This window comes from Thermococcus celer Vu 13 = JCM 8558 (genome assembly GCF_002214365.1).
Taxonomy (GTDB): Archaea; Methanobacteriota_B; Thermococci; order Thermococcales; family Thermococcaceae; genus Thermococcus; species Thermococcus celer.
This window is the reverse complement of the sequence record NZ_CP014854.1, coordinates 1456945-1476441: the sequence shown is the minus strand read 5'-3', so window position 1 is coordinate 1476441 and position 19497 is coordinate 1456945. Positions and strand designations below refer to the sequence as shown.

The following is a 19497-nucleotide window of genomic DNA, read 5'->3' as shown; positions in this document are numbered from 1 at the left end:
CCTTCTTACCCGATTATTATCTGGAGCATGAGGACCCCCATGCAGTTCGTTCTTTTGATCCCCAGGGCCACCGCGAGGAGACCTATCATGGCCCCACCGGTCAGAACCAGAAGTCCAAGGAGACCGTCGAAATAGATGGAGAGGAGTACGAGGATAACCAGGACAAGGCCGTTCAGCGTCCTGTACGGCAGATGGGTTAATGCCCTCAGTATAACGACCGCCAGGCCCTCACCGTAACTCAGCACCAGGAGGGAAACGAAGACCGCCGCCAGGAGGTAGTGGGATAGGAACCGCCCGTCAACGGGGCTCATGAGCGCCACGATGCCGTTCCTCACCCTTCCCGTCTCCGCGAAGTTCGCGAAGGAGAAGAGGAAGTTGGCCGTGTTGACGGAGAAGACCACCGTCAAAAACGAACGCTCGTCTCTTGAAAAAAAGGAGCCTACCAGCGCGGCCTGGGAGGCGGTAAAAGCCGGGATTAGGGAGGCCAGCATGCCGAGGAACGTCCCCAGAATGGAGAAGGCAAGGAAGCGACCCTTTTCCATCTCGACTTCTCCGTCCCCCGCCCGAACCCTCCCAGCGCCCTCGACAAGCGAGGTAACGAGCACCGGAACGCCGAAGAGCCCCGTGAAGAGGTGATAGTAGGGTTCCTTCAGGGGGAGCCTGAACGTCAGGATCCCAAGGAGGCCGGCCAGAAGGAAGGTCAAAAGCGCGTAGAGCTTTTTAATCCCTCTCTCCGTGAGGATCAGGAGGAGCGCCAGGAGGAGAACCGCGATCCTTCCCAGCCCCGGTGTGTACGCACGGGCGAGCGCAGGGTACAGCGGAAAAAGGGGGATGGAGATGAGAACGGCGAGGAAGCTCGCCCAAAGCGCTATCCTAACGACCTCCAGGGCCTTCCCGCGGAGGACGAGCCTGTGCGCCGGGAGAACACCAAGGGCCGTGCCCTCATCCGGAACTCCAAGGAAAGCCGAAGGAATGACGTCGAGGAACGTGTGCGTCAGACCCATCGCGAAGAGCAGGAGGTTCCCCCTTACCCCCTCACCTTCCAGGATGGCCCCGAGGGTGTTCACGTGAATTCCCGGGGTTATTCCGCTGAGTGTTCCTGCAAGAATCCCGCTCAGCAGTTCCCTGAGCAAAGGTCATCACCCGATGGAACCTCGAAGGCGGGGGCGCCTCTGTAGGTTGTGAAGAACCCGTAGGCGGTGACGCTTTGATTGACCCGCAGAGAAACCCCGAGGGATTTCCTGAGCTTTAGAAGAATCCAGCACCCGTTTTCGGTAACGTTGGCCAGCCCAAAGCCGGTTTTGTAAACCTTGATCCACTCCACCCGTCCGGATACCCTGCCGAACTTTCCGTTGGCGAACGAGCATATGCCGTTGGGAAGCTTCTCGCGGGGCCTGATGACCTCACATCTCATGCAGTAAAGGGACGACCTCCTCCTAACGGCCTCAAAGTGAATTCTATCCCCAACCCGGGCATCGAAACCGTAGAGTCTTAGCTTCGTGCAGTTGAGGCTAAGGTACCTCCCTTTCCCCACCACGGTGCAGTTCCCAACGGCAACGTCACCGATGGAAGCTTCAGAAACCGGAACCTTCCTGCCGTACCCCAAGACGGCAACGTCATCCGGGGACTCGACGATGAGGGAAAGCTTTGAGTAGAACCTGGCTATTCCCAACGCCCTAACGCGCGTTCCAATATCAACCTTCGTCCCGTAGGGGAGGTAGAGAACAACCTCCTCGCTTCCGTTCCAGAGGATCGCTTTGCTACCGCCGTAGATCACGGTGCCCTCAACCAACCAGGGCATGCCGTTTCGGGGCCTACGAAGCGGGCCGAACACGTGATAGAGGACTGGATAAAATTTATCACCGTGCCATATCCCCCGGGCCTCCACTATCACCCCCTTTTCAACCGGCAAGACCTTTGCCAGCCTTACCTTATCGGGGGTTAGGAGGTAAGGGTAACGACCCGAAGATACCCAGTAGGCTCCCCTCACTGAGGACAGGGGAAAGGTCGGTTCCCCCGGTTCTATCCTGACCGGCTTGAGCCTTAGGCCGGAGCTTCCGTTGTAAAACCGTCCCTCCACACGATAGACCAGCCCCTCCCGCAGGGACGCGTACACCCCCACGGAGATTCGACCGTCACTCAGAACGGAGAAGGAATCGGAGGAGTACACGCAGACCCCTGTGAATACGTCTGGATCTCGGGGTGTGGTTCCCATCCTGGCCATGATGATCAGAACAACTATGGAACCCACCAAGAGAACGATTTTGAGTTTCCCATAAGTAACCATGATTGGTTGTAAGACTGCAGGCTTAAAAAGTTTACCCCCGCTGGATGTTTAATAAAAGGAGAAGGATCAGTAAACCTCGCCGCTCGGGTAGACGACGACGCCCTCCTCGGTTATCTCGAAGGGGTACTTCTTCATCGAATGCTTGGTTTCACGCATTTTCCTGATCAGGAGATAGCGTTTCAGCTCAACCTCCTTCTCCACGAAATCAAGGAGGATGACACCCCTGGATATGTACTCCTCTATCCCGTAGCGGCTTATTTTACCCCTGGCCGGATCAGGGGCCTCCGTGGTCAGAATCGAGGTAACCCCCATTTCGAGGAGTATCGTGTTGAGCTGAAGGAGAACCTCCCTTATCCTGCTCTCCTCCGCGAGTCTAAAAGCGATGGAAGGGATCGAGTCGATGACGAGCCTCTTGGCGTTTATGGCCTTGACGACGCGGTAGATGTAGCGGAGAAAATCCTCGGTGTTGAGGTTGCCCTCAAGGACGTACTGTTCCTCCGAGGGAAGACCCACGACGGCACTGACGCCATCGACTATGGCTATCTTCCTCTCCCTCTCGTAACGCTCGAGGTCCCAACCGAAGGCCTTCATCTCCCTCCTCAGATCCTGGGCCCTCTCCTCAAGGGTGACTATGACTCCGGGTTCATCGTAATCCGCGGCCCCTTTGTAAACGAACTGAATGCCAAAGGTGGTTTTACCACTACCCGTTGGCCCGGTGACCAGAACAGTGGTTCCCTGTGGAAAGCCACCCTGGATTAAATCATCAAAACCGGGAATACCACTTCCCACTCTTTTAACAGTGTACGCCATGACCATCCAAATCACCCGCGGGATCTTTGCGAACTCCCTCTTTTGCACCTAAACCAAGATATGAAACAGATAGATATAAAACTTTCGGGTGGGAAGGGCTCGAGTCCAGACTGGAACGTCCAGATAGGTTATATTAGAAAGTTATGACAGTTACCTTTCCTCTATAATTTAAATCAGCCCTCGAGGGCATTCTGAAAAAGTTAAGTACAAGGACATGGCGAGACCTGCCACCCACGGAAACCGTTTTATGTCATAGGGTGAACCTACCGTTGAGAGGTGAGGTCATGCTCGACCCCTTTGGAGATGAAGCCAAACGGCTCGTAAAGGAGGAGTTCGGCGGGATAATGGAGCTGTTAGCCGTGATCCCATCCTACGTTGAAATGGACGTGGTCCTGCGAAGGATCTCATGGGTAGAATCGGGAGAGATCCCGAGGGATGTGCTTGAGATGGGTGACGTTCAGGACCTGCTGACGTTCTATGCCCTCATCGGGGCGCTCGCATTCTCACCCTACGGCATCGAGATGGAGCTCGTAAAGGAGGCCAATTCCAGGATATACTCCGAGAGGCTGAGAAGAGCCGGAACGATAAGTGGAACCACCCTCGAGTTAACGACGGTTGGGGACGACGAGATACCCCGGCGGGACAGGACGGTACTCGAAAGAACCGGGCACCAGGAGATCCCCCAGGATGAGAGGGAAAGGATGAGGTTAACCTATAAGATACCCCTCGGGAGGTTCCTCGAGCTCTGGGATGGGAGCCTCAAGGATGTTTACATCCGGGGGGGATACGCCTACCTCACCAGGGACCAGACGCTGAGGCTCTGGGAGAGGTCCTTCGAGAGGAACTTCGAAAGGGCCATCAACCTGCTGTACGAGGTGAGGGACGAACTTCCCGAGTATTACCACAAGATCTACGATAAACTGAGTGGGATCGCCCGGGAACACTTCAAGGAGAGGCTCGAGAGGATGGGCTCCGCCGAGGCCGGACCGCTGCGCTTCGACCTCTTCCCGCCGTGTGTGAAGATAGCCCTCGGTGGCGTTCCCTCAGGACTGAGAAACTACGCGATAACCGTTCTTCTGACCAGCTTTCTGAGCTACGCGCGGCTCTGCCCAAACCCGCCTAAGAGGGACGTCAGGATAAGGGACTGCGTCAGCGATTTGAGCATAATCGAAAAGGAGATACTTCCTGTTATCATCGAGGCAGGCAACCGCTGTTCCCCGCCACTCTTCGAGGACCAGCCGCACGAGATCAAGAACATATGGTACCACCTCGGTTTCGGGCTCACGGACAGACCCACCCTCGAGGACAGCGGGAACTCCCCGTGGTACTTCCCACCGAACTGCTCCAAGATAAGGGCGAACGCCCCCCAGCTATGCAAGCCCGATGAACACTGCAGGAACATCAAGAACCCGCTAACGTACTACCTGCGGCGCCTGTACCTCGAGAAAAAGAGGGAACAAACGGAAAAGGCAGGGGGTGATTAGAATGGCCGAGCTGTTCAGGGAGGTGACGGAGAGGGAGAGAAAGCTTTACTACACGAGGGAATGGAGCGCCAAGAAGCTCCCGGGGTTCATAATCAAAACCCTGGAAAACAGGGAGTTCGGCTTCGACCACACCGGGGAGGGACCGAGCGACAGAAAGAACGTCTTTCTGGACGTCCGCGACCTTGAGGACTACGTGAAGGCGACGGCGCCCTACGCGGCATACTCCTCCGTGGCCCTCTACGAGGAACCCCGGAACATGGGCGGCTGGCTGGGCGCTGAGCTGGTCTTCGACATAGACGCCAAGGATTTACCCCTGCGGAGATGCTCCCACATCCACGAGCACGGGCGGGTGTGTCCGATATGTCTCGAGGATGCTAAAGAACTCGCGAGGGACACGCTCGTGGTGTTGAGGGAAGATTTCGGCTTCGAGGACGTTCACGTTATCTACTCCGGGAGGGGTTACCACTTGAGGGTTCTCGACGACTGGGCGCTCGCCCTCGACGGAAAGGCGAGGGAAAAGATACTCTCCTACATCAGCGCCGCCGAGGAGGTAACCTTTGATGACATACGTAGCAGGAGGGTGATGCTGTCCTCCGGATACTTCAGGGTCTTCCGCCTCAGGTTCGGCTATTTCATAAGGCGGGTTAACGAGAACCACCTCCTCAACGTGGGGTTGAACAAGGGCCAGGTCAGGAGAATACTCGGGGAAAGGGGGCGCATCTACGAGGGTTTCGTCAGGAAGGGATTGCTCACTGCATTTCCCAACGGGGTGGGGTACAAGACCCTGACGAGGCTTTTCGCGCTGTCGAGCACGTTCTCAAAGGCCTACTTCGACGGAAGGGTCACTGTCGACGTCAAGAGGATCCTCCGGTTGCCCTCAACCCTGCACTCCAAGGTGGGCCTCGTAGCCACGTACATCGGATCGAAGGAGAGAAACCTCGAGAGGTTCAACCCCTTCGAAAGTGCCGTTCCCGAGTTCAGGAGGGAGGAGGTCAGGGAAGCCTACGAGGAATGGGTGGAAGAACACGGGGATGAGATGTGAGTTGAACGAAGGAAATGGAGAACCGGAATGGGCGAGGGGGTCGTAGCCCGCCTTCTGTGTTGGGGACATTCGACTGAGCGGCCTACCACGGGGCTCGCACCGGGAACTCATCGCCCCTCCCTCGGCCTTGCACCCCGCGGGACGGCCGTTTCACCGCTCCCCGACGGGTCGTCTGCGGGTTATCTCGGGCGCCGTCGCCGGGCCCTTCGCCGCCTTCATTCCCATCCCCGCCGGGACGTGTCGTTTCTGCGCCGTTGCCCTCCCTCTCGGGAGGTGCCTTGCGGCACCGCGGCCCCGGTGAGGTGGGCGGAACTTCCTCGGGAGCCCCCCGGGAGTCCCCGACCCCCTCGCCCGAAGGGGGTAGAGAAAAGGGGATAAAAAAGTTTGGTATTCACTTCTTCGGAAGCTCCCTGTTCTCCTTGAACCTGGGCATCTTCGGTCTCCTGAACCTCCCCAGGGGCGAACGTCTCTTGGGTTTGGGCCTGGTGCGCCTTCGGGAACTTTCACCCCCACGGGTGTAATAGAACGCTCCGACAACCAGCAGGAGGAAGACCACCGCGAGGAGCCCCAGCCAGAGTCCCCTCGAGCTTCCAGCGGGGGTTGTTGTGCCGGGAACGGTGGTGTTCGAGGGGGTTGAGGTGGTCGTAGTGGAGGTTGCGGTGGGCGTGGTCGTCGTCGGTGGGACGGGGGGCTTCAGGTACAGCTCGCCCCTTGAAACGCTCGTTTCGCCCAGGGCGTTGAGGGTAAACTCATACCCAATACCCTGCCCCATTGGGAGCTTGAACCTCAGGGAGACCTCGTTGATACCGGGGTTTATTCTGCTCTCAAGGGAGTCCCTGTAGAGAACGCTCCCGTTGGCCACTATCCTGTATGAGATCTCCCCTTCGGAAGGTTCCCGATTCGGGTTCTCAATTAGTATCCTGAAAACCACCTCCTCGTTAGAAACCCTCTCGTAGGTAACGTTCTTTATGATGGGCGGTGCAAGGACCTCGTAGGATACGTTGCCCCTCCATATGGTTCTGTTGTAGAAGGTCAACCCAACAACGGATGTCAGCTCCCCGGATACGTTGGTTGGTAGATCCACATCGAGGACGTTTGTACCCTCCTTAACGGTTACGGGCTCAACGACCTCTGCGACCAACATCCCGTTTCGGTAAGTTCTCACGGTGAGGTTCAGGCGGATTTTCCTTTCAGACAGAAGGGTCAGGTACGCCCTGTTTTCCTCCCCCAGCTTCACGGTGTCTGATTGGAGGGAGGTTCCCGCCATCTTGACCCCAAACCTGACGGGGATTTCCTTGGAGTACCTGTAACTTCCATCGGGGTATCTCAGCACGTACTCCAGCCTGTACGTGCCCTCGGGTAGTTCGTATTTCACCGGCACCTCAAAGCGAACCAGATTGTCCCCGGGTGCCATGTTAAGGGCCCCCTCCTCGAAGAAGTAAACTTTCCCGCCCATTGAAAGAGAGACCGTCGCCCGAAGGGTAACGTTCGAGTGCCCCATGTTATTAACGTGGGAGAACACCACTATGGTTTCCCCGTTGAGGGCGTACGATGAGCCTGGACGCTCTTTAACGTAAGCGTCTGCCACCCCGAATTTGAGGGGTCCCCGGATTACCTGAAGGGGTATCCTGGCGTGAACTACGTACAGGGAATTACCGTACGTATAGGCAAGAAAACGAAGGTAAAGCGTGTAGTTCCCAGCCGAAACGTTTGACGCGCACGATAGGTTGTAAGATATCGAGTACGTCTTCTTGGACGGCCAGTCACTGAAAACGGTTGGTCTCAGCGTCAGGTTAAAGCCCGGGATCACGTTGCCGTTCTCATCCTCCACCCAGAACTTCTGATAGCTAACGATTTTAAAGCTGAAGCCACCGGCGTTCGTCAGCGATGCACTCCCCGCACTGTAATCACCGCTAATCACAAGGACTTTATCGTCCGTTGTAAACGTGACGAACTGGGCGGAGGACTTAGGAAGAAACGCCATGCTCAAAGCCAGGATGATCAACGCAACCACGACCTTCCTCATGACTTCCCACCATGTTTAGTTGTCCATTCCTCCATATAAAGGCTACTCTAAGTACAGCAGAAGAACAACCCCGAGAAGCATTAAGCAAACAAAAAAGGCCATCATGACCTTATACAAGGGCACTTTGGAGAAATGAGGGGCCACGACGAGGCCGAGAACGAAGAGCATGAACCCGTAAAAGGAGGTGAATATCCCGAGGGCGGTGTTAACACTGACGCCGGCTATCAGGAGCACCCCGAGCAGGGCACCGGCCAGGACGGTAACGTGGGGAACGGTGAACATCAGATAATCCCTCAGAACCTTCGTATCCTCGTCCATGACCATCACTCCGTTATGAACGCGTAGGTCGTTGTCGTCGGGAGGGTTTTTCTGACTTTCGGAAGGAGGTACCTCGGATAAAGCCCCTCGGTTTTCTCGTCGAGGATATCGTAGGTACCGAGGATCTTCTCGATAACCTTAACTTCAGCTCGCCCCCTTACCCGGAAGTAGCCCCTGTAAAGGGTGCTTATCTCAAGCACTATGGGCACCCTCAGGTTTTCATCCTCCCCGGGATCGAGGAGCGAGAGGAGGTAGTTTAGCTCGGAACGCCTGAAGTGGTGGTAGCTTCCGTCGCGCAACCGGACCTTTGGCTCTCCCTCCTCGAGTAAGGTTCTCAGGGTTGGCCTGAGGGCCGGAAGGTGAAGGTTTATCCTTGCCACTTCCCTCCTGAGTATATCCTCGCCCCTCGGCATGTTATACGCTACCCGTGAATCCAATAAACCTTTGCTCAACAGAAATCTGTCAAAATTAGAAGAAAAAGATGATTAAAATAACGTTTTTCTGTCAACCAACGGAAGTTCCACCGTGCCTCCCGTCACAATGACAGAAATTCAATAAAAAAGCTTTTATCGGAATAAACGTTCATTAAAATGGCGTTAATGATGAACATTCAAATAGTATGAGGTGGTAAACATGAACGCTACAACCCTCTCCGAAAAAGAAACGGCCCTAAAGCCAGGGCGGATGAAATTTCTCCAGCTCATTTTCGTGGACATAAACGGGGTTCCAAAGGGCATGGAGATACCGGTGGAGAGGTACGAAGAAGCAATAGACGATGGAATAGCCTTTGACGGTTCATCGATCCCGGGATTCGAGGGAATAGAGGACAGCGACCTAATATTCAAAGCGGATCCCTCAACCTACTCGGAGGTTCCGTGGGAGGGGGTCTCAAGGGTCTACGGGTACATATACAAGGGCAAAAGACCCTACCCAGCAGATCCGAGAGGAGTGCTCCGCGATGCCCTCAAAGAGCTCGAGAAAGAGGGATTCCGGGCTTACATTGGACCGGAGCCGGAGTTCTACCTATTCAGGAAGAACGGTTCCTGGGAACTCGGGCTACCTGACGGAGGCGGTTACTTTGACCTCGTGAACCTCGACAGGGCCAGAAACGTACGCAGGGATATAGCCCTCTACATGCCTTCCCTTGGACTCATCCCGGAGGTTCTCCACCACGAGGTCGGAAAGGCGCAGCACGAGATAGACTTCCGCTACGATGAGGCCCTGAGGACCGCCGATAATATAGTCAGCTTCAAGTACATCGTGAAGGCGGTTGCGGAAACCCACGAACTCCACGCCACCTTCATGCCAAAGCCCATCCACGACCTTCCCGGAAACGGAATGCACCTCCACATGAGCCTGTGGAAGGACGGGGATAACGCGTTCATGGGGGATGGAGGGCTGAGCGATACGGCGCTCCACTTCATTGGGGGCATACTTGCTCATGCACGGGCTTTAACCGCCCTGACGAACCCAACCGTGAACAGCTACAAGCGTCTCGTTCCGGGCTACGAGGCCCCCGTGTACATAAGCTGGGGCTACAGAAACAGGAGTGCCCTGATAAGGGTTCCGGCCTTCTGGGGGAAGGGGGCGAGGGTGGAGTACCGCTGTCCGGATCCAAGCGCCAACCCCTACCTGGCCTTTGCGGCAGTACTGATGGCCGGACTGGACGGGATAAGGAGGAAAATCGAACCCACTGCTTACGTGGAGGAGAACGTTTACGAAATGGATGACTCCAGAAGGGAAAGCATGGGCGTGGAGACACTGCCGGGAAGCCTTGGCGAGGCCCTCGAGGAGCTGAAGGAGGACAGGGTCGTCAGGAAGGCCATAGGAAAGGCGTATAGGAACTTCATCGGGTACAAGGAGCGCGAGTGGGAGGCGTACCTCGGGTATCTGAAGGCCGAGGGCCTCCCTGAGGACACGAGAAAGGTAACCGGGTGGGAGCTGGAGAGGTACTTCCACGTCTAATGAATCTCTTCGAGCACCTCCCCGGCGGGGTTCTCCGGCTTTTCTCCCTCCTTCATGTGCACCAGACTCGAGCCCCCGATTATGAGGGTCGCCCCGATTAACTGTTCAACCGTAAGCGTCTCCCCGAAGAGGAGGAACGCGAGGGTTATGGCCACGACGGGTTCAACCGTGGCGACTATGCTGGCCCTGCTCACCTCGATCTCCCGCAGGGCGTGGTTGTAGAGCACGTATCCGAGGAACGTCGGGAAGAACGCCAGGGCGAGGAGGTACGGAACCGCGCCACGGGGCACCGAGAAGTTCGTGAAGGGGAGTAGATAGACCATCCCAAAGAGGAGGGTGTAGAAGAGCGCCTTTTCGGGTTCATCGTCCCTGACAGCGAACTTTGCGAGAACGCCGTAGAGGGCGTAGGTTAAGCCAGTAAGAAGCCCGAATAGCAGGGCCTTAGTTGAGAACCGTACGTCGCCCCAGTTGACCAACAGAACTCCCACAGTCACCATGATGAGCGCGGTTACTTTCTCCCACGTCAGAGGTTCGTTGAAAAGCACCCTGCCGAGGATTATCGAATACAGGGGGGCGGTGTAGAGGAGCAGAACTGCAAAGGAGACCGACGATATCGTCACGGTGTAGAAGTAGAGCGTGTAGAAGAGAAAGATGCTGAAGAAGCCGTAGAGCGCGTAGAACCTGAGGCGGGAGCGTTCGAGAGAAAAGCTTATTCCCCTCAGGTGGAGGTACGGAGTCAGGAAGAGTAAAGCAAAGAGAACCCGGTAAAAGACCATCGTGAAGGGCGTTAACCCAAAGCCGTCGAGGTACTTGGCGAATATACCCAGCGTCCCCCACATGGAGGCGGCCAAAAAAACGAAAAGGTATCCCTTTTTCATGAAATCACCTCAGAAAGTAGGGCCGAGCGGCAGGCGGCGCTTGTGCTCGCTGTTTTTCACGAGCCCCTCAACGTACCCGACCGTCTCGATGGGTACATTGAACTCGTTCGCGATTTCATCCTTCCCCATCCCGAGGTCAACGAGACGCCAGAGGATCTCGTCGAGGATGCGGTAGCTTATCCCGAGCTCGTCTTCATCGCTCTGGCCCTCCCAGAGACCGGCAGAGGGCTTCCTATTGATTATCCTCTCCGGAACCCCGAGGAGCCTCGCCACCTCCCATACCTCCGTCTTGTAGAGGTTTATGAGGGGAGCGTAGTCGCTCGCCCCGTCGCCCCACTTGGTGAAGTAGCCGGTAAGGAACTCGCTCCTGTTGCTCGTCCCAAGTACGAGGCGGTTCATGGCGTTGGCGTGCGCGTACAGGAGCACCATCCTCGTCCTGGCCATTACGTTCCCCCTGCTCCTAACGTCGAGCTCTCCAACCCTCCTCTCGAACTCGTCAACGATGGGCTTTATGCTGATAACCCGGTAATCGATTCCGAGGCTTTCACACACGAGCTTGGCGTCCTCGAGGTCGCGGTTCTCGTAGTAGGGCATTATCAGGCCGAGAACCTTCTCCCCCCCGAGTGCTTTTGTGGCAAGATACGCAACCGTGGCGCTGTCTATTCCGCCGCTTATACCGACGACGACGCCGCTGGCGCCGGCTTCTTTGACCCTCTCCCGGATAAAAGAAACCAGCTTCTCAACGGCCAGCGAATAATCCAGTTTCCTCATCTCTTACCCTCCCTCACATCCCCTATGAACTGGGTGTACCCGATGAAGGAAAGGGCTACCCCGACGAGCATCAGCACGAAGGCGAAGACGGAGTAAACGGCGTAGGGATAATCCACGGCCGTTACATTATAGCTGTAATTTACGCTCCCGTTGAAAACGTATATCATCGGTCTCTCTCTGGGATGGAGCCGTATCTCACGGTTGAGGAGGGTGTAGTTTACAATCTGAGTCCCCTGGATAAGCGAGAGGTTTGCATCGGATGAGGAGATAACCAGGGTTCTGTTATGGTAAAGGTACTCGGTTTCAAACTTATCGTCCCCCAGGCGGTGCATACCCCCCCCGAGAGTACCGTTGGAGGAATAGGACTTATCCACACGGTAAAAACCGGTTACAGATATCAGCAGCGCCAGAACGAGCAGCGCCAGCCCGACCCTCAGGAGGGGATAGTCAAGGGCATCCCTGAGCGTTCCCATAAACATCACCTGGAGAAAGAAAAGAAGGGGTCAGTACTTGCCGACGAGGTGGCACTCGGCCCAGTGGTTGTGCTCGTACTCGATGAGCTGTGGATGCTTCGTGTCACAGAGTCCCTTCTGGGCGTAGATACACCTCGGGTGGAAGCGGCACCCCGGCGGTATGTTGACGGCGTTGGGCACCTCTCCCTTTATCGGAAGCTCCTTGATGATGTTCCTCCTCTCAGGCTTCGGCTCCGGAACCGCCGCCAGCAGTGCCCTCGTGTACGGGTGGAGCGGGTTGTCGATGACCCTCTCGACCGGGCCCATCTCGACTATCCTTCCGAGGTACATGACCGCCATCCAGTCGGCGAAGTACCTCGCCGTGGACATGTCGTGGGTGATGTAGAGGTAGGTGACCCCCACCTTCTCCTTGAGCTCCTTCATCAGCTCGAGGATCTCGGCACGAATTGAAACGTCGAGCATCGACACCGGCTCATCCGCGACGATGAAAGTCGGGTTGAGTATCAGCGCGCGGGCTATCGCCACACGCTGTCTCTGACCGCCTGACAGCATGTGCGGGAACCTACCAACGTAGTCCTCCGGCGGGGTGATCTTGACCATCTCGAGGGCCTTGTAGATGAGCTCCTCACGCTCGGCCTTGGTCTCGCCGATGCCGTGTATCAGGAGCGGTTCCTCCAGGATGTCGAATATCCTGAACCTCGGGTTCATGGAGCTGAAGGGATCCTGGAAGATCATCTGCACGTGCCTTCTGTACTCGAGGATCTCGTCCCTCGTTCTGATGTTGGTGACGTCCTTCCCCTCCAGGTATATCTTACCCGCCGTGGGCTCGAGGAGCTTGACGATGAGTTTTCCGGTCGTGGACTTACCACAGCCGCTCTCACCGACGAGGGCAAAGACCTGTTGCTTGTACACCTCGAAGCTAATGCCGTCCACCGCGTGAACCTTCTTCTGGGGGGCACCCTTGATCGTGTCAACAAAGCTCCTCTTGATGGGGAAGTACTTCTTGAGGTTTTCAACTCTTAGTATCGGCTCCGCCATCTCTCACACCTCACAGCAGCCAGCATGCGGCGTAGTGATCCTTATCAACTTCCTTCAGTTCGGGTTCCTGCTCCTTACAAACCCCCATAGCGTAGGGGCACCTCGGGTGGAAGCGGCATCCCTTGGGCGGGGTGATGAGGTTCGGCGGCTGTCCGGGAATGAACTCCAGTTTCTCCACGTCCTCGTGGAGCCTGGGTATGGACGCAAGAAGCTTCTGGGTGTAGGGGTGGGCCGGCTCGTAGTATATCTTCTCGCTGTCCCCTACTTCAACGAGCTTGCCCGCGTACATTATGGCCACCCTGTCGCTGATCTCGGCGAGGATGCTGAGGTCGTGGGTGATGAATATCATCGAGAGACCGAGCTCCTTCTTGAGCTTCTTCATGAGGTTGATGATCTGGGCCTGGACAACGACGTCAAGTGCAGTCGTCGGCTCGTCGGCTATAACAACGTCCGGCTCGAGGAGGAGTGCGGTGGCAATGATGACGCGCTGCTTCATACCACCCGAGAGCTCATGGGGATAGCGGTACACTATCTCCGGGTCAAGGCCAACGAGCTCGAGGTACTTCTGGGCCCTTTCGAGTGCCTCGCCCTTGCTCATTCCCTTGTGCAGTACCAGCGGCTCGATCATCTGGTACCCCACGGTGTAAACCGGGTTCAGGGCGTTCATAGCCCCCTGGAATATCATCGCTATCTTCTGCCAGCGGATTTCCTTTCTGAGGACGTCCTCCGGGAGACCGACTATCTCCCTCCCGTCTATCTTGATGCTACCGCTGACGATCTTGCCGGGTGGGGTGGGCATTCCCATAAGGGTAAAACCGAGGGAGGACTTGCCGCATCCGCTCTCCCCGGCAAGTCCCAGCACCTCACCCTTTCTGAGGTTGAAGGAGATGTTATCAACGGCCTTAACGACACCCTTGTTGGTGAAGTAATACATCTTAAGATCCTTAACTTCGAGTACGTTCCTGACCATTTATACCACCTCACAGCCTCCTGAGCCTCGGGTTGAGTATCTTGTCGAGGGCCGTACCTATCAGGACGAAGGTGAGGCCGACGACGGCGATTCCAAGCCCGGGCGGGAGAACCCACCACCAGTAACCCTTCGTTGTGGCCGACTGGGCCTGGGCCGCGTTGAGTATCTGGCCCCACGTAACGGCCGTCGGGTCACCGATTCCAAGGAAGCTCAGGGAAGCCTCGGCTATAACCGCACCTGGAACGCTGAGGGCTATGACCGCGAAGGCGTAGGGAAGAAGCTGTGGTAGGATGTGCTTGAAGATTATCCTGCCGTTGCCGGCACCGAGGGCCTTCGCCGCCTCGATGTAGGTCTGCTCCTTGATCTGGAGGGCCATACTTCTCGAGATCCTTGCTATTCCCATCCACCCGAAGATGACCAGCAGCAGGACTATGAACCAGAGGGTTATGTGTCCGGCGGTGGCACCTATGAGGATGAGTATCGGCAGGCTCGGAATCGAGGCGAAGATCTCGTTGATACGCATCATGACCTCGTCGGCGTTTCCACCGAGGTAGGCGCTCGTAACTCCGTACACGAGACCGATGATGGTGCTCAGGACCGAAACGAGTATTCCAATGGTGAGGGAAACCCTGCTTCCCCAGATGATACCAGCCCAGAGGTCCCTGCCGAGGTAGTCGGTACCCATATTTCCATAACTCCTGCCGAGGAAAGTCACCTTGATGTTGTCGTAGGTCACCTGGTTGTCTTTGGGAGCGGGGTTGTTTATCTGAAGAACGAGCCTGTAATTACCGGGGAGGGTCTGGGGATTCTCGATAATCTCACTAACGTTCATGCCCGGTTCGACCTTCGCGAACATTGGAGCAACCATATCGTTGATAAGTATCGTCTCCAGGGGCACCTCAAACATCGTTATTTTCTTGCCCTCCGTAACGTTGACGAGCCAGATGTACACGTTGGCCGAGATCTTGCTGTCCCTACCGATTGAGATGGTGGTTCCGGAACTGAGCTGCTTGTTGGTGAGGATGGGGACCCTCTTTCCATCGGGCCTGAGTAGATAAACGTCCATGGTGGGAGCCTGGAACGGTTCATTGAGCGTAACGTTCAGGCCCTTGATGATGATTCCCTGGGGCCCGAGAACGTACTTCTTGGGTAGGGTGTAGTCGGCCTCCACGATGGTTACCGTATCGCTCGGGTGAGTTATTTTAAGGTCGTCGAGGAGGTAAACCTCCTGGGGCACGAGCTTGTTGGACGTGAACATGTTGTACCAGGTTGGGGGAACGTTTTTGGGGTTGTCCTCCCAGTACTGGGAGTTCCTCCACTTCTCCGGAAGATCGGGTATGGTCGTGTACGGTGCGGTGAGTGCGACAAGCACGAGTATAATGAGGAGGATAACACCGGCTATGCCGGTCTTCTCCCTCTTAAATTCCTCGAGGAATCCCTTAAGGCCCTCTTTGACGTCTACCCATCTCATCGCGAATCACCTCACATCTTGGCGGAAGCACCGACCTTAACACGCGGGTCGAGGAATCCGTATATCATGTCCGCGAGGACGACCCCGGCAAGGTACAGCACCGTGAAGAAGTACGTCAGCCCTATGAGGAGGTTGGTCTCGTTCTGCTGGAGGGCAACCCAGTAGAGCCTGCCCATTCCGGGGTAGTTAAAGACGAGCTCGCTGATTATTGCACCGCCGAGCGAACCGAGGAGGGAGAAGATTATCATGGTAACTATCGGCGGGGCCGCCGCACGGAGGGCATGGCCGTAGATGATCTTCCTCTCGGGAACACCCTTGGCCCTGGCGGCCATGATGAAGTCCTCCTGGAGGGTTCCTATCATGATGTTCCTGGTCGTCCACGCCCATCCACCGAAGGCAACGAAGACGTAGGTAATCACAGGGAGGGCCAGCTTCCACAGGACGTCCTTGATGTGGGCCCAGCCCGTGAGCTGCGGGTCAAACATCGAGCTGAGCGGGAACCAGCCGAGTTTGAACGCGAATATCAGGAGGAACATCATCCCGGTCCACCACATGGGCAGACTGTAGGTGAGCAGTGCGAAGATGGAGAGACCCCTGTCAAAGACACTGCCGGCGTGCCTCGCGGCCCTAACCCCCAGGAAGATGCCAAGTATAATGACTATTATAGTTGCGGTCGTGAAGAGGATGACGCTCCGCGGGAGGGCCACCTTTATGATGTCCGAAACTTTGTTCGTGCCGAAGATCGGCATGCCCGTAGTTCCAAAATCCAGACGAAGTGTGCGCACGGCCTTCCTGTAAACCTTCTGCCAGTAGGGAATGTTCAGTTCGTACTTCTTCTCAAGGGAGGCCTGTTTCTCGGCCTTGGCCCTTTCAAAGGCCTCCAAACCCTGACTCTGCTTGATTTTAGAACCCTCTGTTCTCTCCCATTGCATAAGCTCTTCGTACATCTTTGCTCTGTTGCTCTGCTCGGCAACCTTAACGAAGAGCGCCGAGATAATAAAGGTCACAATCAACAGGACGAGGATGGCGTTTAGAATTCTAAAGGCCAGATACTTTAGATACCCCATTTTTTCACCCCCTCACAGATTGCCTTGTTTGATGATGTATCTTTTTCAGCATTGTAAAACTGTCTTTATATATCTTACTGCATAAATGTACACATTTTCATAGAAGCGCAGAGCGGAGATCCATCGAAGACTCTTGAAATCGGGTATAAAATCTCAAAAAAGAGGGAAAAGAACGAAACCACTTCACTTCTTGGCGTAGTACCACCAGGCGGCTCCTGCTATGATGATTATCACCAGACCGACGACGACGTAGGTGGTGGTGTTGCTTCCTCCTCCTGCCGGGGTCGTGGTGGTCTCAGCCGGGCTGCTGGTTGTCTGGGTCGGAGAGCTGGTTGTCTGGGTGGGGCTTGGGCTGCTGGTGGTTGTCTGGGTGGGGCTCGGTGAGCTGGTCGTCGTGGTCTTGGTCAGGTCTTCCATGGTGAGACCCGAGATCTTCATCATGACCTTGGCGAGATCGTCGACGTGCTCCTTGGTGAGGAGGTCGAGCCAGAGGACACCCTCGGCACCGCTGCTGAAGGAGTAGGTCTTGTCGATGCCGTACTTCTTGCTGTTGGCGACGAGCTCGCCCATGGCCCAGTAGAGCTCCCACGGAAGCGTCGGATAGAACACGTAGAAGCCGGCAGTCATGTCGTCGGCGAGCGGGTGCTCGTAGGTACCGTAGGCAACGTAACCGTCGTCAGTCCACTGCCAGCCAAGGATGTTCTGGAGCGTTCCGGCGGTTCCACCGAGGCTCTCATCGTAGTACGGGTCGTCGGCGCCGTCCTTGTAAGCCCAGGTGTAGAGGAAGGCGACGTAGTACTTGAGGTCGTCGATGTTGCCCTTAACACCGTTGTGCCACTCGCCGAAGTCACAGCTGACCTTGACCTTAACCCTGGCGGTCTTGCCGGCGTTCGCCGCGATCCAGCCCTGGGTCTGGTTGTAGATGACCGCATCGTCCGGAACCTTGAACTCACCGCGCTCAAGCTGCCACTTGCACCTGTACGGGGCCACTATGCCGTCGAAGTTGGTGGTGGCACCGTAATCCCTGATGAGGTTCCAGACGCGGACGCTGTAAACGTCGCTCAGACCGCCGACCGGGTTGAATGCACTCATGAACATGGCACCGGTCGAGGCGAACTGGGCGATCTTGAGGTGCTTGTCCGGGGTCTGGGCGGTCATGACGCTCCAGCGCTGGCCGATACCCGTGCTGGCCTCGGGGGTTATCTTAACGACCCTCTCCTTGTTGGCCGGGTAGAACTCCCAGGTCTCGATGAGGAAGACCCTCTCGCTCTCGAGGATGCCTATGAGCATGCTTATCTTCTGGAGGTCCCAGTACTGCTCCTTGGTGGTTATCTTGATCGGCTCGGCGGGGATGAGGTCGCCGTTGATGTGTGACGTTCCATTGGCACCTTCGGTGGTGAAGTAGGTCAGCAGGTAGGTGAGCTCCTCCTCGGTCCACTTGAGCATCGGACCGAGCTTGTCGGCGCTCGTGTAGTACTCGGCCCCTATCTTCTGGAGACCGGCGTTAACGTCGCCGTTGCCGATGTACTTAAGGGCGTCCTCAACGGTGACGGTGTTAACGTGCTTCGGCTCGACCGCACCGGGGACGTACCCGTACCAGGCTGCGTAGAACCAGGCGGTGTAGTCGTCAATCCAGACGCTCGGGATACCGCTGGTACCCCATCCACCGGTGTAGATGTTCCACTCGTAGTTGCTCGGGGGCTTGGCGAAGACGACCTGACCGGCCTTCTGCCTGTCCCAGAGAAGCCTCTCAACCTTGAAGCCAACCTTCTTCTCGAGGAGGTCGGCAACGTAGAGACCGATGTCCTTCCTCTCGTCCTCGGTACGGATGATGAACTTGAGGGTAACCGGCTGGCCGTCGAAGTACCACATTCCGTCCTGCTTCTTCAGGGTGTGGCCGTAGTTGGCAACCTCCTGGGCGGCCTTGTTCATGGCCTGGTCTATGATGTTGAGGGCAAGCTGCTCGTTTCCGGCACCGCTGAGACCGAGGGCATTGTAAACCGGTTCAAAGTACTTGTCGGCCGGGTGGCTCGGCCTGATGCACCCAAACATCGGGGCACCGCTACCCTGGTAGATGTTCTGGACGATGTAGTCCCTGCTGATGAGGTAGTTCATAGCGAACCTGACTTCCCTGATGGCGAACGGGTTGAAGTAAACATTGTCACCGACGGTAACTATGGGGGCATCCTTGTCGGGGTCGTGGTAGGTGTTGAAGGTCAGCTCGTTGTACGAGCTGGCACTCTTGTAAAGGTTGAGATTGGCAAGAACGTCCGCACCGAGACCCTGGTACCTTCCAGCGGGGAATGCGAACATACCGAGGTCGTACTCGCCCTTGGCGATCTGGAGGATAACGTTCTCAGGATTCTGAACACCCTGGTACTCTATAACATCGGCGTATCCGTCCTTTGGAAGGGTGTCGGTGTAGACGGTCCTTGCGCCGTTGAACTTCTCAAGCTTGAGGTAAAGGTTCTCCGGGGAGTACATGACGAGCATGTACGGACCGTTGCTGATGACGAAGTGGCCGTACTTGAGGTACCACTGGAGGTCGGCCTTGAAGCGGGCCTTGGCCTGGTCGCTGTTCAGGGGTATGTCCTTGGGGGTGTAGTCGGCCGCACTGACCGGGTGGACGGCAAAAATACTAAACAACATCAAACCCATAACAAACAATCCCAGAGCCTTCTTCATATTCCACTGCCTCCTTCAGGTTGTTGGCAATGTTGCCATATGGCGTACAATGGCATGGAGATATACATTGAAAGCCTATTTAAGGGTTACGTTCCTGTAAAAGTAACGTCGATGAAAAAGAGGATACGTGTCCCCAATCCACTTAGATAAAGCTACAAAAAGACTTTGAGCCAATTGTGTTACCTCACAGCCCCCACCCATCTGTAAAAAAC

General features: G+C 56.2%; 17 protein-coding genes and 1 other RNA gene. 3 read left to right on the top strand and 15 right to left on the bottom strand.

The genetic code is table 11. From position 1 onward, the window contains the following. Window positions 1-5: 5 nt before the first annotated feature. The 3 genes from A3L02_RS08115 to A3L02_RS08105 form a co-directional block, all read right to left on the bottom strand. Window positions 6-1133 carry a tripartite tricarboxylate transporter permease gene (locus tag A3L02_RS08115; RefSeq protein WP_088863439.1) on the bottom strand — a complete coding sequence of 376 codons (1128 nt, stop codon included), beginning with the start codon at window positions 1131-1133 and terminating at the stop codon, window positions 6-8. Further along, window positions 1115-2287, bottom strand: a complete 1173-nt coding sequence (locus A3L02_RS08110) for a hypothetical protein (RefSeq protein ID WP_204247189.1) — start codon at window positions 2285-2287, stop codon at window positions 1115-1117. The genes A3L02_RS08115 and A3L02_RS08110 overlap by 19 nt, the downstream gene beginning before the upstream one ends. 66 nt (window positions 2288-2353) lie before the next feature. Further along, on the bottom strand, window positions 2354-3103 hold the full coding sequence (locus A3L02_RS08105) for an ATPase domain-containing protein (RefSeq protein WP_088863438.1): 750 nt from the start codon (window positions 3101-3103) through the stop codon (window positions 2354-2356). 278 nt (window positions 3104-3381) lie between these two features. Here A3L02_RS08105 and priL point away from each other — a divergent pair, with 278 nt between their 5' ends. Beyond that, window positions 3382-4581: a DNA primase large subunit PriL gene (priL, locus tag A3L02_RS08100; protein ID WP_088863437.1), complete on the top strand. Its 1200-nt coding sequence runs from the start codon at window positions 3382-3384 to the stop codon at window positions 4579-4581. 1 nt (window position 4582) lies between these two features. Continuing rightward, entirely contained in the window at window positions 4583-5623 is a 1041-nt protein-coding gene (gene priS, locus A3L02_RS08095) for a DNA primase catalytic subunit PriS (protein ID WP_088863436.1), read from the top strand. Between the two features lie 31 nt (window positions 5624-5654). On the opposite strand, the gene rnpB is transcribed toward priS, so the two are convergent. From rnpB to A3L02_RS08075, 4 genes are all read right to left on the bottom strand, one after another. Further along, window positions 5655-5974, bottom strand: an RNA gene (rnpB, locus tag A3L02_RS08090) — RNase P RNA component. 40 nt (window positions 5975-6014) lie between these two features. After that, window positions 6015-7649, bottom strand: coding sequence for a COG1361 family protein (locus tag A3L02_RS08085; protein WP_088863435.1), 1635 nt, complete (start codon window positions 7647-7649; stop codon window positions 6015-6017). Window positions 7650-7691: 42 nt separating this feature from the next. After that, a complete protein-coding gene (locus tag A3L02_RS08080) occupies window positions 7692-7973 on the bottom strand; it encodes a hypothetical protein (RefSeq protein ID WP_237268597.1) in 282 nt (93 codons plus the stop codon). Next, window positions 7973-8380: a DUF61 family protein gene (locus tag A3L02_RS08075; protein ID WP_088863433.1), complete on the bottom strand. Its 408-nt coding sequence runs from the start codon at window positions 8378-8380 to the stop codon at window positions 7973-7975. The genes A3L02_RS08080 and A3L02_RS08075 overlap by 1 nt, the downstream gene beginning before the upstream one ends. Before the next feature lie 220 nt (window positions 8381-8600). Between A3L02_RS08075 and glnA the strand changes: the two genes are divergently transcribed. Continuing rightward, the gene (gene glnA, locus A3L02_RS08070; RefSeq protein WP_088863432.1) at window positions 8601-9932 is read left to right on the top strand and encodes a type I glutamate--ammonia ligase; all 1332 of its coding nucleotides are present in this window, start codon (window positions 8601-8603) and stop codon (window positions 9930-9932) included. On the opposite strand, the gene A3L02_RS08065 is transcribed toward glnA, so the two are convergent. The 8 genes from A3L02_RS08065 to A3L02_RS08030 all read right to left on the bottom strand — a co-directional run bounded on the left by A3L02_RS08065 (window position 9929) and on the right by A3L02_RS08030 (window position 19258). Beyond that, window positions 9929-10810, bottom strand: a complete 882-nt coding sequence (locus A3L02_RS08065; RefSeq protein WP_088863431.1) for an EamA family transporter — start codon at window positions 10808-10810, stop codon at window positions 9929-9931. The two genes, glnA and A3L02_RS08065, sit on opposite strands and share 4 nt — an antisense overlap. Window positions 10811-10819: 9 nt before the next feature. Continuing rightward, window positions 10820-11581: an NAD+ synthase gene (locus A3L02_RS08060; RefSeq protein ID WP_088863430.1), complete on the bottom strand. Its 762-nt coding sequence runs from the start codon at window positions 11579-11581 to the stop codon at window positions 10820-10822. Further along, window positions 11578-12054 carry a hypothetical protein gene (locus A3L02_RS08055; protein WP_088863429.1) on the bottom strand — a complete coding sequence of 159 codons (477 nt, stop codon included), beginning with the start codon at window positions 12052-12054 and terminating at the stop codon, window positions 11578-11580. The genes A3L02_RS08060 and A3L02_RS08055 overlap by 4 nt, the downstream gene beginning before the upstream one ends. A 30-nt stretch (window positions 12055-12084) precedes the next feature. Then, window positions 12085-13092, bottom strand: coding sequence for an ABC transporter ATP-binding protein (locus tag A3L02_RS08050; protein WP_088863428.1), 1008 nt, complete (start codon window positions 13090-13092; stop codon window positions 12085-12087). Between the two features lie 10 nt (window positions 13093-13102). Next, on the bottom strand, window positions 13103-14062 hold the full coding sequence (locus A3L02_RS08045; protein ID WP_088863427.1) for an ABC transporter ATP-binding protein: 960 nt from the start codon (window positions 14060-14062) through the stop codon (window positions 13103-13105). 10 nt (window positions 14063-14072) lie between these two features. Beyond that, window positions 14073-15533: an ABC transporter permease gene (locus A3L02_RS08040; protein WP_088863426.1), complete on the bottom strand. Its 1461-nt coding sequence runs from the start codon at window positions 15531-15533 to the stop codon at window positions 14073-14075. Between the two features lie 11 nt (window positions 15534-15544). Continuing rightward, window positions 15545-16600, bottom strand: a complete 1056-nt coding sequence (locus tag A3L02_RS08035; RefSeq protein WP_088863425.1) for an ABC transporter permease — start codon at window positions 16598-16600, stop codon at window positions 15545-15547. Between the two features lie 183 nt (window positions 16601-16783). After that, a complete protein-coding gene (locus tag A3L02_RS08030) occupies window positions 16784-19258 on the bottom strand; it encodes an ABC transporter substrate-binding protein (RefSeq protein ID WP_449353738.1) in 2475 nt (824 codons plus the stop codon). Window positions 19259-19497 lie beyond the last annotated feature (239 nt).